This is a genomic window from Arthrobacter sp. GW460-12-1-14-TSB2, assembly GCF_059423525.1.
Genome location: NZ_JBWKYC010000038.1, coordinates 1 through 19,910, shown reverse-complemented (window position 1 = coordinate 19,910; position 19,910 = coordinate 1). Strand labels below are relative to the sequence as shown.

Genomic DNA, 19,910 nt, shown 5'->3' with positions numbered 1-19,910 from the left:
CCCGAACGCTGCCCCCGCACCCGCCCCGGAGAGGACGCCAGTCAACAAACTGGGCGTCGCCGCCGTCGCTATCACGGTGGTCCTCTGGGCCTCCGCCTTCGTGGGCATCCGCGCCGTGGGCCCAAGCTTCTCCCCCGGCTCCCTGACCCTGGGACGGCTGGCGATTGCCGCCGTCGTACTCGGCCTGGTAGTGCTGCCGAAGCTCCGGATGCTGCCCAAGGGCCGGGAATGGTGGCCCATCCTCGCGTACGGCGTCATGTGGTTCGGCGGCTACAACGTGGCCCTCAACGCCGCCGAGCACCTGCTGGACGCCGGCACCGCGGCCCTGCTGATCAACGTCAACCCCATCCTGGTGGCCGTGATGGCCGGCCTTCTCCTCAAGGAGGGCTTTCCCCGCTGGCTGATCATCGGCAGCCTGATAGCGTTCGCCGGCGTCGCGGTGATCGCGCTCAGTTCGGGCCAGCGTTCGACGGCGGATGTGGCCGGTGTGCTGCTCTGCCTCCTGGCCGCTGTGCTCGCCGCCGTCAGCGTGATTGTCCAGAAGCCGGTGTTGAGGAAGTTCCCGGCGGCCCAGGCCACCTGGTTCGGCATCATGGTGGGTGCCGTCTGCTGCCTTCCCTTCAGCGGCCAGCTGGTGGCCGAACTGCAGCAGGCCCCGCTGGCGGCCACCCTCGGGCTGGTCTATCTGGGGATCTTCCCGACGGCGATTGCGTTCACCACGTGGGCGTATGCGCTGTCCCTCATCGATGCCGGAAAACTGGCCGCCACCACCTATCTGGTGCCCGGCACCACCATCCTCATCTCGTGGCTGGTGCTCGGCGAAGTGCCCACCGTGTGGGGCCTGGTGGGCGGCGTGATCTGCCTGGTGGGAGTGGGGCTGACGCGGCGCAGATCCCGCTAGAGTCTTGGTATGCCCGCCAACCTGCCGCCCGGCCTGCCGATCGTCCCGGACGGGGCGGACAACGACGCACCGTTCCCCATGACCGATGAGGACTTCGAATCGGCCGTCAGCGACGCCTTGGACCGGATTCCGCCGGAAGTGGCCAAGGCCATGGACAACGTTGCCGTCTTCATCGAGGACGACTACGTCCCGCAGCCGGGCGAGGACCCGGCCACAGTGCTGCTGGGCCTCTACGAAGGCGTGCCGCTGACCGAGCGTGATGCGTGGTGGGGTGCGGGGTCGCTGCCGGACCGCATCACCATCTACCGCCAGCCCATCCTGGAAATCTGTTCGTCCCGGGAGGAGGTGATCCAGGAGGTGGCCATTACCGTGACACATGAGATTGCCCATCACTTCGGCATCAGCGATGAACGGCTGCACGAACTCGGCTGGGACTAGCTAGCCTTGTAGGCATGGGACACGACCACAGCCATTCGCACGGCCTCTCAGCCACTGGCACCGGCAAGCACCGCAAGCGCCTGATCGCCGTCCTCAGCATCACCCTGGCCGTGGTCCTGATCCAGGTCGTCGGAGCCGTGATCTCCGGATCCCTGGCCCTGCTGGCGGACGCCGGCCACATGCTGTCCGATGCCGCCGGTGTGTTCATCGCCCTCCTGGCCGCGTGGATCGCCACCCGGCCCGCCAGCGACCAGCGGACCTATGGGTACCAGCGGGCCGAAGTCCTCGCGGCCCTGGCCAACGCGCTGGTACTGATTGTGATCTCCGTGGTGATCTTCACCGAAGCCATTCGCCGGATCGGTTCGGCACCCGAAGTCCAGACCGACGTTATGCTCTGGGCCGCTGTCCTGGGTGCCGTGGCCAACCTGGTGTCCCTGCTGATCCTTCGCGGCGCCCAGAAGGAAAGCCTGAACGTGCGCGGCGCCTACCTCGAGGTGCTCGGGGACCTGCTGGGTTCGTTCGCCGTCATTGCCGCTGCCGTGGTGATCATGGTGACCGGCTTCCAGACGGCGGACACGATTGCCTCCATCGTCATCGCCGTGATGATCCTGCCCCGGGCGTGGCACCTGCTCCGCGACGTGGTGGACGTGCTGCTGGAAGCCACCCCGAAGGGCGTTGAAGTCCAGATGATCCGTGAGCACATCCTGTCCGTGCACGGAGTGGTGTCCGTGCACGATATCCACATCTGGACCATCACCTCCGGCGTCCCGGTCTTCTCCGCCCACGTGGTGGTGGAGGATGCTGTACTGAGCGCCCGCGGCGCCGACCAGGTCCTGGACAAGCTCGCCACCTGCCTGGGCTCGCATTTCGACACCGAGCACTGCACGTTCCAACTGGAGCCCGAGAGCCACTCCGAGCACGAGTCCCACCAGCACGCCTGAGGGGTTTGAGCCTTCGGGAGTCGGTACAGAACCGCAGCCATGTCGTGGCGACTACTTGTTAAATCCTTTCCCGACACGCCGGCCGGAAATGCGACGGAATCACACTGTTGTTGTTTATGTTATTGATGTGACCAGTGTTGCCAAAGTTGCAACTGGCCACGTAGCCTCGGGAGTGCTGACTCTCCGCAGCGGGGCATTCCCTGTGAAAATCACGGGTGAAACTCAATTCCTCGCGCGCTCCAGCCTGACTGTTGCGAGGTTACTTGATGGGTTTGACCGGATCCGGCCGCAAAGCGGCTGTGCTGTGCACCGCCGTCGTACTCCTCGGATCCCTCGCCCTGCCCGCCGGTGCGGCCCCGCTGACGGGCGCCGCAGTGCCCGCTCTGAGCGTTCCGGCATCACCGGAGATTCCCTCGCCAGAGGAGATCGCGGCCGCCAAAGCCAGTGAAAGCGCGACGGCGGACCAGGTCACCAGAATCGACCGGATCCTGGCCGACGCCGCCGCAGCCCAAGAGGCCAGCTTCGCCGCGGCCATGCAGGCCAACAATGCCTACGGTGATGCCCTGGTCACGCTCGGGATCCGCCGCGATGCCGCCGCACTCGCCTCGGCGAAGGCCGTATCCGCACAGGCCGAACAGGCAAAGACCCGCAAGCAGGTGGGACAGCTGGCCGGGGACCTCTACCGCAACGGCGGACTCAATCCTGCACTGAGCACTTTTGTCAGCGGAAACGGCGAAGTACTGAAGCACGCCGCCACCCTCGAAGCCATTTCCGCGAGCCGGAGCCGGGCATTTGAGGCGGCCGACAACGCTGCCTCGGCCGCCCAGTCACTAACTGCCGCGGCGGAGGACGCCAACCGTGCCGCTGACGACGCCGCCAGGTCCGCCGAAGACCGCAAGGTTGAAGCCGAACGCGCTAACGCGGCCCAGGCGAAGGCAGTCTCCGAGGCGAAGGCACAGCGCACCGTGCTCGTGGACCAACTGGCAAGCCTCAAGAACACCACGGTGGCACTCGAATCAGCCAGGGTTGATGCCCTGGACCGCCAGCGTGCCCAGGAACGGCTGGCTGCCGTCACCGCTGCGGCAGCTTCCCAGGCTGCGCCCCAGGCGGAAGCAGCGCCCAACAGCCCGGCCCCGGGTGCCCCCGCACCCGCACCGGATGCCCCCGCGGCACCCACGCCGGCCAACCCCGCGCCCGCGAATCCGGCCCCGCCTGCACCCGCTCCTCCCGCGCCCGCGGTCCCCGCACCGGCCGAACCCGCGCCCGTGGTCCCGGCTCCGGCCCTCCCGGCTCCGGCCCCCGCACCCGTTCCCGCACCTGTTCCCGCGCCGTCTCCGGGGGGCTCCAACCAAACGGCCATTTCGGTGGCGCTGGGCAAGGTGGGCTCTCCCTACTTCTACAAGTACGGCGGCTCCGGACCGCTCGGCTTCGACTGTTCCGGGCTGGTGCAGAACGCCTTCGCTGCGGCCGGCAAGTACCTTCCGCGCACGGCGGCCCAGCAGTACGCGCAGGCGCCGGTGCATGTGCCGCTTTCCCAGGCGCAGCCCGGTGACCTCCTGGTCTGGGGGTCGGCCCCCGATTTCTACCACGTGGCCATCTACCTTGGCGGCGGACGCGTGGTCCAGGCCCTGAGCCCGGACGACGGCATCACGGTCACGGACCTGACCTGGATGGCCGGAATGCAGCTCCACCCGACCGTTGCCCGGTACTAGGACAAAACGTCCTTCGTGACGAACCGGCCGTAGGCAAGCGCCCCGAAGACCGCAATGTACCCGGCCTGCAGCAGTGCATTGCTGCCAAAGGAATCCCAGGCAATCGGCTGGCGCAGCAGGTCCGCAAAACCGAACCAGTAGTGGCTGAACAGCCAGGGGTGAAGCCATTCCAGCTGGGGCAGCTCGCCCATCACCTGTGACACCACGGACGCCACGATCGTGGCCGCCATGGCGCCCACCGGCACATCGGTCAGCGTGGACAGGAACAGCCCGACGGCGGACAGCCCCAGCAGCGACACGGTCAGGTACGCCGCCACGAGCAGGAGGCGAACCACTGCCTCCCCCGGGGTGATCACGTCGCCGGACAGCAGCGTCACAGGCCCCACCGGAAACAGCGCCGCACCGATGCCTGCCCCCGCCAGCGCCACCACCAGCGGGGCGACGACGCAGAACGCGGCGGCGCCTGCATATTTGACCAGCAGCAGCCGCACGCGGCCGGCTGGCGCCACGAGGAGGTAGCGCAAGGTACCTAGTCCGGCTTCGCCAGCGATCGTATCCCCGGCCACCACTCCCACGGTGAGCGGCAAGAACAGCGGCACGCACACCAGCAACGCCGTCACCCCCACAAACAGCCCGTTCTGGGTGATCCTGTCCAGGAAGGCAGGTCCACGGCCGGGTGGAACGGCCGAGGACACGCGGACAGCGATGGCCATCAGGACCGGCACGGCCGCGAGCGCCAGCAGCATAGCCCAGGTCCGGCGCCGGCGGAACAGGACGCTCAGTTCGGAGGCCAGCAGAGGCCAGCCGGAGGATGCTCGTGCAGGTAGCTCCTGCGTTGCAATATCCCTATTGGGCAATGTCGAACCCCTCCCCCGTCAGCGCCACAAAGCGGTCCTCCAGGCTGCCCTGCTCCACAGCGAAGCCGCGGACCCGCACACCGGCCGCCACCATGGCGGCAACGACGGCCTCCGGCTCCACAGCATCCCCCGGCTGCCGTGCGTCCCCAGCCTGCCCGCCGTCGCCGGTCTGCCCGCCGTCGCCGGTCTGCCGGCTGTCGCCGTAAACCAGCGCGCCGTTGCTCCGTCCGCCCATGGGCGTCATTCCCAACCTGGCGAAAACGCCCTCGGCCAGGCCGGCGTCGGGTGTTACCAGGCGGATCCGGACCTTGCCCTCGTCCCGCAGTTCAGCGAGCGTTCCCTGCGCCACCAGCCGGCCCGCGCTCATGACCGCCGCGTGGGTGCAGATCTGCTCCACTTCCGCCAGCAGGTGGCTGGAGACGAAAACCGTGGCGCCGTCGGCCGCGAGGGAGCGGACCAGGGAGCGCACCTCGCGGGTGCCCTGGGGATCCAGGCCGTTGGTGGGCTCATCGAGCACCAGCAGTTCCCGGGGCGAGAGAAGCGAATTGGCGATGCCCAGGCGCTGCTTCATGCCGAGCGAATACGCGCGGACTTTCTTCCCGGCGGCGTGCGTCAGGCCCACACGTTCCAGCGCGGCCTCCACCCGGGAACGCCGTGTGGACTGTACCGCGTAGGGGTCCGCCGCATCGAGGCGCCGAAGATTGGCCGCCCCGGACAGGAACGGGTAGAACGCGGGACCTTCCACCAGGGCGCCCACGCGCGGCAGGACGTCGTGGAAGCGCTCCGGCATCTCCAGCCCCAGCACGCTGACCGACCCGTCCGTGGCCCCGGCGAGGCCCAGCATCATGCGGATGGTGGTGGTTTTGCCGGAGCCATTCGGGCCCAGGAAACCGAACACCGAACCCCTCGGGACGGCCAGGTTGACGCCGTCCACGGCCAGCTGATGGCCGAACCGTTTGCTGAGGCCACGCGTCTCTATGGCCAGCTCTGCGTTCCGTCCCGCGGCGGTCACCTCGCGGCTGCAGCGGTCAGCAGGCGCTCCGCGGGAACAGACCCGGCGAAAACACGCCCGTCATCGGTGAACAGCACATTTACGACGGCGGTGCTGAACAGCCGTCCGCCCGGCACCGCAACAGCGGCCTGCTGAAGCAGCGGATCGCTGGACATCATCGCACCAGCCTCCGCAGATGCAGCGCTGGCGGGGAATTCGACCACGCTCTCCCAGCCGGTACCGGTCACCGTGGGCCGCACCTCGACAGCATCCGGCGCGACAGCATCCGGCGCAACAGACTCCGGGGCCACGGCGTCTGGAACCACAGACTCCGGAACCACAGACTCCGGAACCGCAGGGTCAGGAACCACGCCGCCTTCCGTGCTGTGTCCGTGCCGGCTTCCCGTTCCGTGGGCCGGCACTTCGACTTCCTTGACGGTAGCCCCCGGCGGCGGGCTAAAGGCGAACAGGGAGGCGTCCGGCGCCTCGAGTGACAGGCTGGTGAACGCCAGCTTGAAGGCCGGTTCGCTCTGGCCCCGGGCCTTCAGTTCGACACTCAGCGGCAGGCCGCTCTGGCCGTCAACTGCGATGGCCACCGAAGCGATCAGGGTGCCTTCCGTCCGCGGCGTGACCACCAGGTTGTAAGCGGCCCGGCCCGCAACGTTAACCTCCGGAAGCACTGAAATCTCAGTCGTCGGGTCAGCGGCCGCAAGGAACCGCCCGGCCAGGTCCTCCGGCGTCGGCATCACGCCATCCATGCCCGCGCCGGGATGCTTGTACTGGCCGACATCCTCATGACGGCCTGCATCGGCGGGGAGTGTCAGGTGAGTGGCGGTGTTGTCCTTGGAGCTGTACAGCCACACCTGGTCCCCGCTGCGCACTGCATTGCGTTCAGCGAGGCGGTCCAGGACCTGGACCCGCATCTTGCTGGTTCCGTCCACGAAGACACGGGCCGTGTGCGGGCCGCTCAGTAGCTCCAGCGCGGCGGCGGCGCCGCTGCTTGACGTGGGACCGGCTTTGGGGATCTCGGGCAGGCCGATTTCGGAGGTTTGCTCCAGCGTCCCGGAGAGGGACGGAGCAGCGTGCTGCGCCATCAGCGCCAGGACCTCTTGCGGCGTTTTGGCGGGCAACGGGTCCCCGGCGCTTGCCGGCAAGGACCCCGCCAGCGCAGCGGCGGCAATAACGGCTGGCACGGCGGCGGCGGGCATCCACCGCAGCCACTTTCTGGTCATGACAACTCCGCTCCAACATTGCAGCTTATTGATTCCAGAGTACGCTTCGGACCCGCCCGCTACACCCCTTGGGGCGACGCCGTCCTGCGTTTACCGGGGCGGATCAGCCCGCCGCCGGCGCGACGGTGCCGGCCCCGCCGTCGAGCGTTATCAGCTGCCCGGTGCTGATGGCCGAGGTGGCGTCCGGGACGCCCACTATGGCGGGAATTCCGTACTCACGGGCCACCACCGCGCCGTGGGAATTCGGGCCGCCCATTTCCATCACAAGCCCGCCGGCGGTGAGGAACAAGGGCGTCCACCCCGGATCCGTTGACGGAGCCACCAAAATTTCACCGGGCTCCAATACGGCGCCCTGCGGGTCCAGGATGACGCGCGCCCGGGCAGTGACGGTTCCGGCCGATGCCGGCGTACCGGACAGGACTCCGGCTGCCGTGCCGGTGGCGGCAGCGTGCAGCGCCTCGGGTTCCGTTCCGTCCGAAAGCAGCACCCGGGGAATGCGACGGCGGCCCATTTCGGCGTCGTAGGCCTCCCGGCGCTCCGCCACGATCCCCCGCAGCGATTCACCCGCAAGGCCCCGGTGCGCTTCGGCGAAGTCGAGGAAAAAGATGTCGTCGGCCTCGGCGATCCGGCCTGCCGCGGCCAGCTCCGCCCCCACCGCCGTCAGCTGGTTCCGCACCGAAGCCAGGCCTTCGACAATGTGGTATTTCGGCAGTTCGCGCAGTCCGGCGAACAGCCGGGTCCGCCGCAGCGCGCCCCGCACCATGCGGGCCCGCAGCCTGCCGGCCGGGCCCCCCTTGCTCCCGGCGATGGCTGTCAGTCTCTCGATCTGGGCCTCCGCCTCGCGGGCGGCGTTGGCGAACTGCCGGTCCGGCGCCAGCGCGGGATCGTCGAGTTTGAGGTAGTTCGCCAGGACTCCCAGGATGTGCGCGGGGTCGTCTGACCAGCGGGGCATGCCGAGGTCGATTTCCGCCACGGCCCGGTGGCCGTACCGTGCCAGGAAGCCCGCCAGTCCGGACTGCACGACGCCGGGAAGCCCGCCGGAGCGGTACTGCCGCGCCAATTCAGTCGGAGAGGCTCCCTCAAAAACGGCGGCTGCGCCGGCGTGGGAGCGGATGTCCGTGGCCAGCTGCCAGAGGGCAAGGTCCATTTCCGTGGTCACATTGTTGGGGAGACCCCGGAGCACGCCCTGCAGCGCGCCGGACTCGGCGCCCTGCCCGGCCAGCCTCCCGGCGACTGCCAGCAGCCCGAACCCCAGGGCGGGCAGCGGCATCACCGCTGGAACGATGTGGAAGAGCCTCTCGCCGAGGATGCGTTCGATCTGGTCCAGCCGTTCCGCCGGCGTGGCCGTGGCCGGGACCACGAGGGCAGCCCGGAACCGCGCGCCGAATCTGTCCACACGCTGAAGCGCCGCTTCCGGTCGAAGCAGCGCCCGGAGGAACGATTCCGGAACCCCGGCCTTCGCCGCCAGCGGAACAACATGCCGGAGGAGCGGCCACGGCGACCTGAGCGTGACAGAGAACCTCGGGTCAGCGAACAGCCGTCGGAGTACCGTGGCGGATCTGGCCTCCATAATGTCGAAAACACGGGGCACAATGGCGCGGCCCACGCTGCTGCGGACCACCGGGGTGAGGTCGACGAAGAGGCGCTGCCCTGCCTGCCGGAACGGGGCCGGGCCGTTGCGCGGTTCGGGCACGTCGAAGCCGGCCGCACGCGCCACGGAGGACGCGATCAGCCGGAAGGCGGCCATCCCCATCGGGGTGAGGGGGCGGGTCAGCCCCTGGGCAAGGCTGAAGCACAGGAAGACGCGCGCACCCCCGGGCACCTGCAGGTCGGGGCGCGGATCCGGCAGGGGATACAGCGTGGTGATGGGCCGGGACTGCACCAGGAAGAGCTTGTCCGCGGCGTCGATGGCCCATTCGATGTCCTGCGGCGCCCCGTAGTGCCGTTCCACCCTGCTGCCCAGGGCGGCCAGGTCCCGGATCTGGCCGTCACTGAGGGCAGGGACAGAATCCGGGACAAGGTTGATCCGCTCGGTACCACCTCCGGCGAGCGGCCTGATGGCTAGCCCCTTATCCCCCTCCCGCCGTTCCAGGATCTCCTTGGTGGCCGTGTCCACCACGAAGTGGTCCGGATTCACGGCTCCCGAAACCACCGCCTCGCCCAACCCGGGACTGGCATCGATCACGGCCTCAAGCCGCCGTCCCGTGACCGGGTTCGCCGTGAACAGGACACCTGCCACCTCGGCATCGACCATGGTCTGGACTACCACCGCCAACGCCACTGTGGACGGGCTGATCCCGTGGGTGGCCCGATAGGTCACTGCCCGGTCCGTCCACAGCGACGCCCAGCACTTCCGGACGGCGGCCAGAACGGAGTCAGCGCCCACCACATTCAAATAGGTGTCCTGCTGCCCCGCGAAGCTCGCGAGTGGCAGGTCCTCGGCCGTCGCCGACGACCTCACGGCCACCGGAACGTCCGTGCCCAGCGCGGCGTAGGATTCCCTGACGGCGTCGGCAATCTCCGGCGGAACATCCACGCCGAGGATGAGCTCGCGCGCCCGGGCCGCCAGCGAGGCCAGGCCCGCGAGGTCGTTGGTCCCGGTGGCGGCGAGGGCGGCGTGCACGTCTTCGAGTCCCGCGGGGCCCACCGCCCGCCGGTAGGCCTCCGTGGTCAGGCAAAAGCCGGGTGGCACGGGGAGTCCGGCCCCCATGGTTTCGCCCAGGTTGGCCGCCTTGCCGCCCACCCGGGCCAGCATTCCGGCGTTGATCAGCTCCAGCCCCAGCACAAGGCCGTCCGCGGAAACGTCCTGAGTGCTGCCCTGGGTCACCGCTGGCCTCCTGGTGTGTTCGCCCGGCCTGGTGTGGGTGCGCCCGGCCGGCCGTCTCGAGAGTCGGAAGGGCCGGCTACGCTGCGCCGAGCATGGGCCCGAAGCTGGCGCGGTCGGCGAGCCGCGGGTCGTCCCGGTCCGGAACCACCAGCACCGGCCCCTTGGCATGGTGAAGGATGCCGTCCGACGTCGACCCCAAGAGCATTCCCGTGAAGCCGCCACGGCCGCGGGTTCCCACTACCACCAGCTCCACGTGCCGGCTGGCTTCCACCAGGACCTCGACGGGGGAACCGTCCACGAGCTGGGTCTCCACGGTCAGCTTGGGGTAGTGGCTCTTCAGCCACGCCACGCCGGCTTCGAGCTGCACCCTGATGTCCGCGAACAACGCTTCCCTGTCCATCGGCGCGGGGACCCACGCCAGCGAACCGCTGTACTGCGGCACGGCGCACACAACGCGGAGCGGGGCGCCGAGTCGTTCGGCCTGGTCAGCAGCCTCCAGAACGGCGACGCGGGCCTGTTCGGAGCCGTCAACGCCCACCACAACAACGTGTTCCACCGGCTGGTTGCCGGACTTGGCCCGCTCGGCTTTGACGTGTTTGTCATCCGTGGTCTCGCCCAGGCGGTCCGCGCAGATCAGCGGCACGGTGACCGTGGGGCACTTGGCGTGTGCTGGCAGGGCGCTGCTGACGGATCCGAGCAGCCTGCCTACGAAGCCCCCCCGGCCGCGGGTGCCGAACACCAGCAGTTCGGCGGATTCGGACATCTCCAGCAGCACTCCGGAGGCGTCGCCGTTTTCCACGGACGCGTCAACGTCGATGTCGTACGGGGCCACCTTATCCAGCGCCTGCTTCAGGATGGCCTCGGCACCCTCGCGGATCACCGAGTCGTCAACAGTGGCATAGCCGCCGTCCAGGCCGGACGCCGCGAAGATCGGCACGGAGTATGCGGTCACGATGTGCAGGGGGCGGCGGCGGCGCTCAGCTTCACGTGCGGCCCAGACGAGGGCGCACTGGCTATGGTCGGAGCCGTCCACACCCACGACGATCCCCTCGGGGGCGGCAGAACCGCCGTCGTCATCCCTTGACGGGTGCACCTGATCTCGGCCCATGGGGTCCGCCTCCTCGCGATACTGCCTGATGTTGCCGCTATTCTGCCAGAAGTGGGCGCCCGCCGGGTGAACCGGGCGGCAGGGGCTGATTCTGGCCGAATAGTCGCTCCTTTAGACCACTATTCTCGGTTGGCGAACGCTAAGCAAGCGGCCCTCAGCCGGGCCGTCAAAGGCTTTCGGAGAGGCTGTGGACACCCAAGCCAGCTACCACTTTTTACAGCGCTGAAACATAAAGATCCCACCTCCCATGAACGAAATTACAAGTGTGAGATTGTTGGGATAGCCAATGTCCGGCAAGGGCTATCCAGAGCTCCAAAAGTTCTGTAATGTCGAGGCGTTGCGAATCTGAGATACGTGTTTCAGAACACATTTCCAGCTTCATGCGCGGCGGCCGGACTTTGGGGGTTACGGAAAGTGCAGGGGAACCAGACCTGCACAGCGAACCATTCGAGGAGGAACGAGCAGTGTCGAGCATGCCAATTTATGGTGGAACCGAGCAGACCACCACGGTGATCATCGGCTCAGGGCTTCCGGGCCTGGCAATTGCCAGCGAGCTCCGGCGGCGCGGCGTGGACTCTATCACCGTGGATGCGCTCGAAACCCTGGGCGGAATCCAGTCCGCCAATACCGTGTCACTGCCCCGCTGTGACGCGCCGAATTCAGCCACCATGCAGGAACGGAACGAAATCCTCCGGCACCTGAGGAACTACGCCAGCAGCCACAACCTGGACATCCGCAACAACACCCGTGCCGTCCAGTTGAACCTGCTGGGCACCGGGCTCTCCCAGCCGCCCATGCACCAGTGGGCAGTCCACACGCCCGACGGCATCCTGCTGGCCCACCACATTGTCCTGACCCGCGGTGCGCACAGCCAGCTGCGCCGCATGCTCGCCGACTTTGGGCTGGCCCTGGGGCAGAGCCTGGCCGCCGCCATGCGGGCCATCGGAATCTACCTCGTCGGCGTCGGTGAACTCATCACGCCCACGCCCAAGGAAGTACTCCGCCAGGCCAAAGTTGTGGGGCAGGCGATTTCCGCGAAGGTCTACCCGGACAGTGTCCCGTCAGTGCTCACGGGAAGCTTCGCCGCGCTGCCGTCACCGGCTTAGCTGAGGTCGCTGTCCGCGGAGGTGTCGCTGTCGTTGTTCTTGAGGTTCCGCTTCGCCAGCACGCCGAGCGCCACAAGGATGCCCAGGGCGGTTCCGGCGAACAGCACCAGGCTCCAGGGGAACGGCTCCGACGCGTCCGGCGCGGGCTCAGGGACCGTGGGGGTGGTGCCGGGCTGTGCGGTGCCTGCCGACGGGACCTGGCCCGCCGTCGGTCCCGCCGGCGTCGAGCTGCCCGGCACCGGACTGGCAGAGCCGGAACCCGCCGCTGCGGCGGTGGCCGTGAAACTGAATGTGCCCTCAATAGGGTGCGAATCGGAACTGACCACGCGCCACACCACGGTGAACTTCCCGGCCGGGGCGCCCGCGCGGAGCTTCTGCGACGCCACGTTGTCCACGATCTCCACCGGGCCGTCCGCCCAGTTCGCGCCTGCCGCATCCTTCACCTGGATCTGCGAGCCGAGGGCCAGCGGGTCCTTGTTGAAGGTCACCGAAACCTTCTCCGGTGGAGTGGCAACCGTGGACCCCTGGGCCGGGCTGCTTGACTCCGCGGCATCGTGGGCTGAGGCGGGGGCCGCTGCGGACAGCACTGCGGCTGCGAAAAACAGTGCCCCGATAAGGGCGCTCAGCAGGTGGCGGATGGAACGCATGCGGGGCTACTCCTGTGTGTTGGCTTCCTTACAGACTAGGCGAAATCGCGGGGTCGCAACCCGCCAACCTACTAGGATTCAAGTAATCCCCAATACTCTCCCCGGAGGACTAATGCTTAAGCAGGGCTCTGCACTGGACCGGTACTTCAAGATATCCGAGCGGGGGTCGAACTACTCCCGCGAGATCCGCGGAGGCTTTGCCACCTTCTTCGCCATGAGCTACATCGTGGTGCTGAACCCCCTGATCCTCTCCGGACCCGACTCCAGCGGCGCAGTCCTGGGCTTCCCGGCCGTTGCGGCGGTCACCGCCTTTGCCGCGGGCATCCTCACCATCCTCATGGGGGCCTGGGCCAAGCACCCGTTTGCCATGGCCACCGGACTGGGCGTCAACGCCTTCGTGGCGGTCACCGTGGCAACGAATCCGGGGCTGACCTGGCCGGACATGATGGGGCTGGTGGTCCTCTCCGGCGTCACCATGCTGATCCTGGTCCTCACCGGTTTCCGGACCGCGGTGTTCAAGGCTGTCCCGGACGGCCTCAAGACGGCCATCGTGGTGGGCATCGGCCTGTTCATTGCCCTGATCGGCCTGGTCAACGCCGGGTTCGTGCGCCGCATCCCGGACGCAGCCGGCACCACCGTCCCGGTGGGGCTGGGCTTCGACGGCAAGCTCCTGGGCTGGCCCACCGTGGTGTTCGTCTTCGGGCTCATCCTGACCATCGGCCTGCTGGTCCGCAAGGTCAAGGGCGCCATCCTTATCGGCATCATCGCCTCCACCATCCTGGCCGTCATCCTGGAATTCACCCTGCACATCGGCCCGAGCTTCGACGGCAAGAACGTCAACCCGCAGGGCTGGTCGCTGGTGGCACCGAAGTTCACCGAGTGGGCAGCACCGGACCTGTCGCTGATCGGCAAGGCCAACCCCATCGGCGCGTTCGAACACCTCGGCTTCGTGGCCGCAACGCTGCTGGCCTTCGTGATCCTGCTCAGCATCTTCTTCGACGCCATGGGCACCATGGTGGGCCTGGCCAACGAGGCCGGCACCGTGGACAAGGACGGCAACATCCCCAACGTGGACCGCGTCCTGCAGGTCGACGCGCTCGGCGCGATCGTTGGCGGCGGCGCGTCCGTCTCCTCCAACCAGATCTACGTCGAATCCGGCGCCGGCATCGGTGAGGGCGCACGCACCGGCCTGGCCTCGATCGTTACGGGCCTGCTCTTCCTGGTGGCCATGTTCTTCACGCCGCTCATCAACCTGGTCCCGTTCGAGGCCGTGGCGCCCGCCCTCGTGGTGGTGGGCTTCATGATGGTGGCCCAGGTGGGCAAGATCGACTGGCAGGACTGGGGCATCGCCATTCCCGCGTTCCTCACCTTCACGCTGATGCCGTTCACCTACTCGATCGCGAACGGCCTGGGCGCCGGCTTCATCGCCTACGTACTGATCCGCACGTTCCAGGGCCGCGCCCGCGACGTCCACCCGCTGATGTGGGCCGTGGCCGCCGCGTTCCTGCTGTTCTTCGGCATCGGCCCTATCGAGCAGGCGCTGGGCGTCCTGTAGTGCGGTCTTCTCCCGCCGAGGGGGGCATTTAAGCGCGGTGTCCGGGATTTGGGACAGTCCGACGGCGGCGGGGCTGGTTTTCGGGGCTCCGCTGCGGTGAGCTTGATGTATGCCGCATACAGCCCTCACAGTCGATAGTCCGCCGCTCACCTGGCGGGGCCGGTTCGATGGCGACGGCGCCGAGCACCGCCGCTGGTGGCAGGCCGTCCAGCCGTACCGCCACGGTCCTGTTGCTCCGCTGCCGGAGCACCTGCCGACCGGCACGCCGGAGCCAGGCCACCGTCCTTCCGTCATTCTAGGATTCAGCAGCGACGCCGGAGTGGTGCGCAACAAGGGCAGGGTGGGCGCAGCCGCGGCCCCCGCCGCCATCCGGGCCGCCCTGGGGCCGCTCGCGTTCCACCTCCCCCGCGAGGTGTTCGACGCAGGTGATGTGACCGTCAGGGACGGTGCGCTGGAGGCCGGGCAGGCCCGCGCCGGGCTGGCCGTTACGGAAATGCTCGACGCCGGCAACCTCACCGTGCTGCTCGGCGGCGGCCACGAGACCGCGTTCGCCAGCTATCTTGGCGTGGCCGGTTCCGACGCCGTCCGCAGCGGGCGGCGCCTGGGCGTGCTGAACCTGGACGCCCACTTCGACCTCCGCGACGCTCCTGAGCCATCCTCCGGCACACCCTTCCTCCAGATGGCCAGGGCGGAGGAAGCCGCCGAACGAAAACTGAACTACGCCGTCGTCGGAATCTCAGAGCCCAACAACACCCGGGTGCTCTTCAAAACCGCCGAACGGCTGGGCGTGAAGTATCTTCTTGACGAGGACTGCTCGGCCGAAGCAACCCGGCAGTTCGTGGCCGACTTCCTGGACACCGTGGACGTGCTCTACCTGACCATCGACCTGGATGTACTGCCTGCCGCCGTGGCCCCGGGGGTCAGCGCGCCGGCCGCCTTCGGGGTCCCGTTGCCGGTGATCAGCGCAGTGTGCCGCCAGGTGGCTGCCAGCGGGAAACTGCTCCACCTGGACGTGGCCGAGCTGAACCCGAAGTTCGACATCGACCAGCGCACGGCCAAGGTGGCCGCGCGGCTGGTCAACACCCTGCTGGGCTAGGCCCCTCGCCTGTCGTCAGGCACGGAAGGTGACGACGGCGGTGGACCACGGTCCCAGCGTTACCGTCAGGGCGCCGTCGTCCGCTGATGATGCGTCCGCTTGAGCGGCGTCAGCCCGGGCGCCTGCAGCGGCACCGATGACCGTCACGTCCGCCGTCCCCGCAGCGGCGCCGGCAGCTGTCCCCTGCGGAAGCGTGAGCCGGGCCGTGGACTCGCGGGGGCTGAGGTTGCCCAGGAACAGCTGCAGGCCGGCGTCCGACTGGACCGGGTAGACCGTCACGGGGCTCTTACCTGCCGCCAGTTGCGACTGCACGGGTGTAGCGGCGAGCACCGGATCGCCCTTGCACGCCGCGAGCTTCTGCAGCAGCTCCCCTGCGGGGTTAAGGGTCCCGCCCGCGGCCGTGATACCCCGGGGCGGTCCTGCCTCGAAGTACGTCACGGAAGCCACGCCTTCCACTGTCAGGGCGTGGAGGCTGGCCAAGGTCCAGGCCGCGGTGAAGCTGTGGTCCTGGAGCTCATCGCCCTCCGCATGCTGGTCCGGGGCGTGAAGTCGGGGCTTGAGCGTGATGGGTCCGATGTGGACAGGACGCCCGTCCCCAAGCTTCAGTGCGTTTGCGGCGGCAAGTCGCTGGACCGGGACGGTCTCCACGATGTGGGGAATTTCCGTGCTGTGCACCTGCGGCGCGAGGCTGAAGGTCAGGGCATCGGCGTCTTTTGGAACGGGGCTGCCGGCACCGCTGCCGCCGCCGCTGCCGGCAATCCACCGGTTGAGTTCAGTGAAATGCGAGCGGGTGCCTGCCAGCGACTGGCCGCTGAAACCAGCCTGGTTGAGCGAAGCCTTCAGTGCGTCAAATGCTGCCGGATCGGTGCACTGCGTCGCTGGGCGGAAGAGTCCCAGCCGGACGATTCGGGACAGCGATCCGCCCAGGGCGCTGCTCAGTGCTTCCGCCACACCGTCGGCCGAGTCCGCCACGACCCGCACGTCCAAGGCGGCTCCGTGGCGGTCCGCCTCCCGGGCTGCGGCGGCAAGCTTGGCAGGCCATGCTTCCCGGGGTTCGTACAGTTCCACCAGGATGGCGTCGAGGCCCGGCAGCTGCGGGCCGTTGTGTGCGTCCCCGGTGTTCCCGGCGTCTGCTGAGTCCACGGACAATGCCAGCGCCGGAACCGTTCCCACCGGCCCGCCCACCGCAAAAGCCGCCTGCTCGTGGCTCTCGCGGACGGGGTTGTCCGGCGTCTCGATGCTCAGGGCTTCGATGCTGACCGACTGGTTCACGGTGTCCCCCACGGCAACGTCCACCGGAGTGGGCAGCGCCGAGGGGGTGCTGTAGGTCTTGAAGGAACCGTCGCTCCAGTTCCGCTGGTCCTCGGTTTCGAAGATGTCTCCGGAGAAGCCAAGGTCGAAGGCGGTTCCGGAGTCGGCCCATTCGAGCGAGGAGATGTCCGTGAACACCAGGTCGGGCCTGATGTCCGTGGGAAAGGCCCCGCTGGCGACATTGCCGTCCGGCGACACCACGCTGACGTCCCGCCCGGCTTCGCTGGTGGGATGGAGCACCACCAGACCGATCCGGTTGCGGCGGAACGCCGCCTTCGCCCGGCCGGAGAACGACACCTCAACGATGGCCGGGGTGACCCGCAGCATCAGCATGCCCTCGTAGGCCAGGGTGCCAGTGCCGGGTGCCGCGTAGTCAACGTGGATGCGGAGGCTGACGCCGTCGTCGTCCTTCAGTTCCTCAATGTCCCGCACCGACGGCGCCAAGGTGCGCCACTCGTGGTCCCGCACCACCGCCTTGATGGCACGGAGAACCGGCCGGCCGCCGTAGCTGATGTTCGCCAGTTCGTCCCCGACCAGCTCCGCCGTCCAGACGCCCACAGCGAGCTTCCGGATCTGCGGATCGAGGCGACGCTCGAGTGCGGGGCGGGGATCGGAATCCGCTGCGGCGGACGGTACTGCGGCGGACAGTGTTGCGGGGTGCAGGGTTGCGGAGGGCTCGGTAGACACGGGAAGCTGCTCTCTGGTGGCTGGTGACTGCGCCCAGCTGACCCCGGGCCGGTCCTGTGGATTTGACCATATCGGAAGAGGCCCGGAGGCTCAATGGCCGTCCGTCAACGCCTGCTGTGCGGCTAGTGTGCGCCTACTGCGCGGCGTCATATCCTGCCAGCAGGCGGCGGGACGCGGTGCCCATGTGGGAAGCCATGGCATCGGTCACCGCGGCGGCGTCGCGCTTTTCGAGGGCCGTAAAGATGGCACGGTGCTCCGCAAGCGCTGCGGCGGCATGCCCTTCGTCCGTGAGGGCGCGATCAACCCAGATCCGCAGCAGCGAGCGGATGCTCTGGAGGAGTTCCTGCAGCACCTGGTTTCCGGAGCTGGTGGCAATTTCCTTATGGAAGGCGGCATCGGCTTCGACGAATGCCGCCAGGTTGCCCAGGTTCTTCTCCATGGAGTCGAGGTTGGCTCGCATTCGCGCCAGGGACTCGTCGGTAATCCTGGCCGCGGCGAGCTGGCCGGCCTGCACCTCAAGGCCGCTGCGTAGTTCGATGAGCTCACGGGTCCTGGGCTCGCCCAGCATGAGCCCCCAGCTGAGGGTCCGGGGCAGGAGCTCCGAAACGCCGTCGCGCAGGTACGTTCCCGAGCCCGGACGGACAATGACGATGCCCAAAATTTCCAGTGCGGCCAGGGCTTCACGCACGGCCGAGCGCCCCACTCCGAGCGAGGCGGCCAGCTGGCGCTCGGCGGGGAGGCGGGTTCCGGCGGCGATGTCGCCGCTGGTGAAGTAGGCCATCAGCCTCTCGGCGACCTCGGAGACGACAGAACCCTGCCCCATGGAACCAAGCGCGGCACTGATTTTGGCCGACGAGGCGGCGGAGTTTACGGACACACTCCCAGCGTAGCAACCACACGCGGGCAGGCATGGTCCGGCACGTCACGAAAAAAGCCAATCAGTCAACCGGTTGACCAATTCAGCTTTCCGGCCTTATGGTGGAAGTCACAGGCCTAGCCCCACTTGATACGCCCCCGCCGCTAAGCCTCGAAACCAGCCCCACGCCTCCAGCGCAGGATGCGGCCGGGACATCAACCTCTAGGAGTCAACGTGGACACCACACAATCGGTGGTCGAAAAATCTGCAATCAGGAAAGTGGCGATCCGGCTGGTGCCGTTCGTCGCCCTGATGTTCTTCATCAACTACCTTGACCGGACGGCCATCTCCTTCGCCGGCCCCAACGGCATGAACAACGACCTGGCCCTCTCGGCGGCACAGTTCGGTTTCGCCTCCGGCGTCTTCTTCATCGGCTACATCCTGCTGGAAGTTCCCAGCAACCTGGCACTGCACAAGTTCGGCGCCCGCCGCTGGCTTGCCCGCATCATGGTCAGCTGGGGCATCGTCTCCCTGCTGTTCACCTGGGTGGGCAACGTGGAACAGCTCTACGTCCTCCGGTTCATCCTGGGCGTGGCCGAGGCTGGCTTCTTCCCCGGCGCCATCCTGTTCCTGAGCCTGTGGGTTCCTTCCCGGCACCGCAGCAAGATCCTGGCACTGTTCTACTTGGCCCAGCCGCTCACCACCGTGATCGGTGCCCCGCTGGCCGGCCTCCTCATCCAGCAGCACGGGCTCTTCGGACTCGCCGGCTGGCGCGTCATGTTCTTCGGCGTGGCCATCCCCGCCATCATCGTCGGCGTCATCGCGTGGTTCTACCTGGCCGATTCCCCCGCCAAGGCCAAGTGGCTGACCCAGGAGGAAAAGACCTGGCTAACCGGCGCGCTGGAGAAGGAAAAGAACGAAACCGCTGCCAGCAACAAGCACGTAAGCGTCCGCACTGTCTTCGGCAACGGCCGGGTCTGGATGCTCTCCGCGATCTACTTCGGCTTCATCTACGGCCTGTATGCCCTCGGCTTCTTCCTGCCCACCATCATCGCGGGCTTCGAAGGCATCTACGGCACCAAGTTCGACGTCTTCCAGAAGGGCCTGATCACCGCAATCCCGTACCTGCCCGCGGCGTTCGCACTGTACTTCTGGTCCAAGGACGCCAGCAGGCGCGGCGTCAAGACCTGGCACATCGCACTCCCCGCCCTCATCGGCGGCCTGAGCATCCCGCTGGCACTGTTCGCCGGCTCGCCGGCGGCCACTATCGCCGTCATCACCATCACGGCCATGTCCATCTTCGCCGCCCTGCCCAACTTCTGGACGGTACCCACCCAGTTCCTCACCGGCGCAGCAGCAGCTGCAGGCATCGCCCTGATCAACACCGTGGGCAACCTGGCCGGCTTCAGCGCCGGGTACGTCACCGGCTGGCTCAAGGACCTCACCGGAGGGTACACGGTGCCGATGTTCGTCGTCGGCGGCTTCATGCTCCTGTCCTCCATCCTCATGGTGGTGCTGAGCCGCTCCGGCAAGGTCAGCGAAGGCGTCCCGGCCGAGGCACTGGACCCGGCAGGAGCCGGACACCACTCCGAGCCGTAACAGCCTGAGCCGTAACAAGCCCGGGGGCGTCCCCCTTGCCCGGGGA

At 67.9% G+C, this 19,910-nt stretch carries 16 protein-coding genes; 8 read left to right on the top strand and 8 right to left on the bottom strand.

The features are described 5' to 3' along the window. The 4 genes from AC07YR_RS22715 to AC07YR_RS22700 all read left to right on the top strand — a co-directional run. Nucleotides 1–901: DMT family transporter (locus AC07YR_RS22715; protein WP_494735346.1), on the top strand; the 901-nt coding region annotated here is incomplete at its 5' end. Between the two features lie 9 nt (nucleotides 902–910). Continuing rightward, a complete protein-coding gene (locus AC07YR_RS22710; RefSeq protein ID WP_436056490.1) occupies nucleotides 911–1,339 on the top strand; it encodes a metallopeptidase family protein in 429 nt (142 codons plus the stop codon). 14 nt (nucleotides 1,340–1,353) lie between these two features. After that, nucleotides 1,354–2,280, top strand: coding sequence for a cation diffusion facilitator family transporter (locus AC07YR_RS22705; protein ID WP_494735345.1), 927 nt, complete (start codon nucleotides 1,354–1,356; stop codon nucleotides 2,278–2,280). 266 nt (nucleotides 2,281–2,546) lie between these two features. Continuing rightward, nucleotides 2,547–3,992 (top strand): C40 family peptidase, encoded by a 1,446-nt coding sequence (locus AC07YR_RS22700; RefSeq protein WP_494735344.1) that lies wholly within the window; start codon nucleotides 2,547–2,549, stop codon nucleotides 3,990–3,992. On the opposite strand, the gene AC07YR_RS22695 is transcribed toward AC07YR_RS22700, so the two are convergent. The 5 genes from AC07YR_RS22695 to AC07YR_RS22675 form a co-directional block, all read right to left on the bottom strand. Beyond that, nucleotides 3,989–4,849 (bottom strand): ABC transporter permease, encoded by an 861-nt coding sequence (locus AC07YR_RS22695; protein WP_494735343.1) that lies wholly within the window; start codon nucleotides 4,847–4,849, stop codon nucleotides 3,989–3,991. The genes AC07YR_RS22700 and AC07YR_RS22695 overlap by 4 nt on opposite strands. Next, on the bottom strand, nucleotides 4,839–5,861 hold the full coding sequence (locus AC07YR_RS22690; RefSeq protein WP_494735342.1) for an ABC transporter ATP-binding protein: 1,023 nt from the start codon (nucleotides 5,859–5,861) through the stop codon (nucleotides 4,839–4,841). The genes AC07YR_RS22695 and AC07YR_RS22690 overlap by 11 nt, the downstream gene beginning before the upstream one ends. Further along, a complete protein-coding gene (locus tag AC07YR_RS22685) occupies nucleotides 5,858–7,072 on the bottom strand; it encodes a LolA family protein (RefSeq protein WP_494735341.1) in 1,215 nt (404 codons plus the stop codon). The genes AC07YR_RS22690 and AC07YR_RS22685 overlap by 4 nt, the downstream gene beginning before the upstream one ends. 103 nt (nucleotides 7,073–7,175) lie before the next feature. Then, nucleotides 7,176–9,827, bottom strand: coding sequence for a PEP/pyruvate-binding domain-containing protein (locus AC07YR_RS22680; protein ID WP_494735348.1), 2,652 nt, complete (start codon nucleotides 9,825–9,827; stop codon nucleotides 7,176–7,178). Between the two features lie 148 nt (nucleotides 9,828–9,975). Beyond that, entirely contained in the window at nucleotides 9,976–11,007 is a 1,032-nt protein-coding gene (locus AC07YR_RS22675; RefSeq protein WP_028270697.1) for a universal stress protein, read from the bottom strand. Between the two features lie 473 nt (nucleotides 11,008–11,480). Here AC07YR_RS22675 and AC07YR_RS22670 point away from each other — a divergent pair, with 473 nt between their 5' ends. Continuing rightward, on the top strand, nucleotides 11,481–12,113 hold the full coding sequence (locus tag AC07YR_RS22670; protein ID WP_494735347.1) for an FAD-dependent monooxygenase: 633 nt from the start codon (nucleotides 11,481–11,483) through the stop codon (nucleotides 12,111–12,113). Here the strand turns inward: AC07YR_RS22670 and AC07YR_RS22665 are convergent. Continuing rightward, the gene (locus tag AC07YR_RS22665; protein ID WP_494735340.1) at nucleotides 12,110–12,760 is read right to left on the bottom strand and encodes a copper resistance CopC family protein; all 651 of its coding nucleotides are present in this window, start codon (nucleotides 12,758–12,760) and stop codon (nucleotides 12,110–12,112) included. The two genes, AC07YR_RS22670 and AC07YR_RS22665, sit on opposite strands and share 4 nt — an antisense overlap. A 112-nt stretch (nucleotides 12,761–12,872) precedes the next feature. Here AC07YR_RS22665 and AC07YR_RS22660 point away from each other — a divergent pair, with 112 nt between their 5' ends. Both AC07YR_RS22660 and hutG read left to right on the top strand, forming a co-directional pair. After that, the gene (locus AC07YR_RS22660) at nucleotides 12,873–14,315 is read left to right on the top strand and encodes an NCS2 family permease (protein WP_055801367.1); all 1,443 of its coding nucleotides are present in this window, start codon (nucleotides 12,873–12,875) and stop codon (nucleotides 14,313–14,315) included. 109 nt (nucleotides 14,316–14,424) lie between these two features. Next, nucleotides 14,425–15,411 carry a formimidoylglutamase gene (gene hutG, locus AC07YR_RS22655; RefSeq protein WP_055801370.1) on the top strand — a complete coding sequence of 329 codons (987 nt, stop codon included), beginning with the start codon at nucleotides 14,425–14,427 and terminating at the stop codon, nucleotides 15,409–15,411. A gap of 15 nt (nucleotides 15,412–15,426) precedes the next feature. Here the strand turns inward: hutG and AC07YR_RS22650 are convergent, their stop codons facing one another. Both AC07YR_RS22650 and AC07YR_RS22645 read right to left on the bottom strand, forming a co-directional pair. Beyond that, nucleotides 15,427–17,409, bottom strand: a complete 1,983-nt coding sequence (locus tag AC07YR_RS22650) for a D-apionate lactonase family protein (protein ID WP_494735339.1) — start codon at nucleotides 17,407–17,409, stop codon at nucleotides 15,427–15,429. A gap of 133 nt (nucleotides 17,410–17,542) precedes the next feature. Further along, on the bottom strand, nucleotides 17,543–18,286 hold the full coding sequence (locus AC07YR_RS22645; protein WP_055801376.1) for a FadR/GntR family transcriptional regulator: 744 nt from the start codon (nucleotides 18,284–18,286) through the stop codon (nucleotides 17,543–17,545). Between the two features lie 213 nt (nucleotides 18,287–18,499). On the opposite strand from AC07YR_RS22645, the gene AC07YR_RS22640 reads away from it, so the two are divergent. Further along, nucleotides 18,500–19,864 (top strand): MFS transporter, encoded by a 1,365-nt coding sequence (locus AC07YR_RS22640; RefSeq protein WP_055801379.1) that lies wholly within the window; start codon nucleotides 18,500–18,502, stop codon nucleotides 19,862–19,864. Nucleotides 19,865–19,910: the final 46 nt, after the last annotated feature.

Bases quoted from the DNA above. Each gene is read 5' to 3' on its own strand.
- AC07YR_RS22710 (WP_436056490.1), top strand. From the start codon at position 911: ATGCCCGCCAACCTGCCGCCCGGCCTGCCGATCGTCCCGGACGGGGCG.
- AC07YR_RS22705 (WP_494735345.1), top strand. From the start codon at position 1,354: ATGGGACACGACCACAGCCATTCGCACGGCCTCTCAGCCACTGGCACC.
- AC07YR_RS22700 (WP_494735344.1), top strand. From the start codon at position 2,547: ATGGGTTTGACCGGATCCGGCCGCAAAGCGGCTGTGCTGTGCACCGCC.
- AC07YR_RS22685 (WP_494735341.1), bottom strand. From the start codon at position 7,072: ATGACCAGAAAGTGGCTGCGGTGGATGCCCGCCGCCGCCGTGCCAGCC.
- AC07YR_RS22680 (WP_494735348.1), bottom strand. From the start codon at position 9,827: ATGCTGGCCCGGGTGGGCGGCAAGGCGGCCAACCTGGGCGAAACCATG.
- AC07YR_RS22675 (WP_028270697.1), bottom strand. From the start codon at position 11,007: ATGGGCCGAGATCAGGTGCACCCGTCAAGGGATGACGACGGCGGTTCT.
- AC07YR_RS22670 (WP_494735347.1), top strand. From the start codon at position 11,481: ATGCCAATTTATGGTGGAACCGAGCAGACCACCACGGTGATCATCGGC.
- AC07YR_RS22665 (WP_494735340.1), bottom strand. From the start codon at position 12,760: ATGCGTTCCATCCGCCACCTGCTGAGCGCCCTTATCGGGGCACTGTTT.
- AC07YR_RS22660 (WP_055801367.1), top strand. From the start codon at position 12,873: ATGCTTAAGCAGGGCTCTGCACTGGACCGGTACTTCAAGATATCCGAG.
- hutG (WP_055801370.1), top strand. From the start codon at position 14,425: ATGCCGCATACAGCCCTCACAGTCGATAGTCCGCCGCTCACCTGGCGG.